The following is a 1,644-nucleotide window of genomic DNA, read 5'->3' on the forward strand; positions in this document are numbered from 1 at the left end:
CCACGAAAAAGGTAACGGGGCTTCGCGTCGTCGCCGGGTGGGTGCGGCGGAGAGGAGCGTCACCGAGGGCGTTGTCACGTTGTTGAGTGTGTGAGTGCCTGACGGTGTGATGGGGCCGGGGTCCGGCTCCGTGCTCAGGCCGCGGCAGGCAGGCCGGCAACGCCGGTGATCTGGTCCCAGACGGTGAAGCGGATGGTCATCTCGGTGCGGTATTCGGTGGCGGTCATCAGGTGGCGGCGGGGCCGGAAGCGGGGTGAGATGCCGCTGAAGGCGGCCAGGAATCTTTGTGCGGCGCCGACGGAGCGGAAGCCCTTCATCGCCCGTTCACGCTGCCGGGTGGGCTGGTGGGAGTTCTCGGCCCGGTTGTTCAGGTACTTCGGCCTTCGGTGCTCGACCGACCGCATGAGCTCGCGGTGGGTGACGCCGTAGCTGCGGAGCTTGTCGGTGATCAGCACCCGCGGTACCCGGCCCTGCTTCTTCATCAGCTTGGCGAGGAATCGCTTGGCGGCCTTGGCGTCCCGGGGGCGCTGTCACGTTGGTTGACCGGGTGGGATGATCTTCGGGTTGATCAGGCTGGGAGGGATCCTCGGTGGACAGTGCGCCGTCGTACAGGGGGCATCGGTATCCGGTCGAGGTGATCTCTCACTGCGTGTGGCTGTACTTCCGCTTCCCGCTCAGATTCCGGGAGGTCGAGGAGCTGATGCTCGAGCGCGGTGTAGTCGTCTCCCACGAGACCGTCCGGCGCTGGTGTACGAAGTTTGGGCAGGTCTACGCCAACGGCCTGCGCCGCTGGCGACCCCGGCCCGGGGACAAGTGGCACCTGGACGAGGTCTTTGTGAAGATCAACGGCGAGCTGAAGTACCTGTGGCGCGCGGTCGACGCCGACGGCAACGTGCTCGACATCCTGGTCCAGTCCCGCCGGGACAAGGCCGCGGCCCGGCGCTTCTTCCGCCGCCTGCTGAAGACGACCCGCACGGTGCCGAGGGTGATCGTCACCGACAAGCTCCGCTCCTACGGCGCGGCCCACCGCGAGGTCATGCCCTCCGTGGAACACCGCTCGCACAAGGGCCTCAACAACCGGGCGGAGAACAGCCACCAGCCGACGAGGCAGCGCGAACGCGCCATGAAAGGCTTTCCGCAGTACCGGTGGGGCCCAACGGTTCCTGGCCGCGTTCAGCGGCATCTCACCGCACTTCCGGCCCCGCCGCCACCTGATGACCGCCCCCGGCTACCGCACCGAGATGACCATCCGCTTCACCATCTGGGACCAGGTCACCGGCGTCGCCGGCCTGCCTGCCACGGCCTGAGCACGGAGCCGGAACCCGGCCCGAGCACACCCGGCACACCGTCAGGCGCTCACACCCTCAACAACGTGACAGCGCCCCCGGAACAACAGCTCGCCCACAGACAGTCCGGAGGCACGCTCATCCAAGAACATTCCGCGGGTGGGCGGTGCGGCGAATGCCAGAAAGTAGCCGACGAGCACAACCGCGGTCAGGATCAGCCCCCAGCGCAGCCCGCGACCGACAGATGCCCTGCCGAGTCCGAGGTCGGCCCAGGTGAGGCCGTCCCAGCGAGCGATCATAACCAGCGCCGCGGCCCCGGCAAGGCAGACTGGGACATTGAACCGCCCCGGTTCGAATG

Annotated in this window: 3 pseudogenes; 1 reads left to right on the top strand and 2 read right to left on the bottom strand. The window is 67.8% G+C overall.

Going from position 1 to position 1,644, the window contains the following annotated elements:
* Window positions 1-134: 134 nt before the first annotated feature.
* Window positions 135-530: pseudogene (locus AOK11_RS32550) on the bottom strand (IS6 family transposase); the annotation flags it as partial.
* 59 nt (window positions 531-589) lie between these two features.
* Between AOK11_RS32550 and AOK11_RS32555 the strand changes: the two are divergent.
* Window positions 590-1,307, top strand: a pseudogene (locus tag AOK11_RS32555) (IS6 family transposase).
* Window positions 1,308-1,348: 41 nt separating this feature from the next.
* Here the strand turns inward: AOK11_RS32555 and AOK11_RS44150 are convergent.
* Window positions 1,349-1,644: pseudogene (locus AOK11_RS44150) on the bottom strand (hypothetical protein); the annotation flags it as partial.

The sequence above is a fragment of the Streptomyces hirsutus genome (assembly GCF_001418415.1).
GTDB classification, from domain to species: domain Bacteria; phylum Actinomycetota; class Actinomycetes; order Streptomycetales; family Streptomycetaceae; genus Streptomyces; species Streptomyces hirsutus.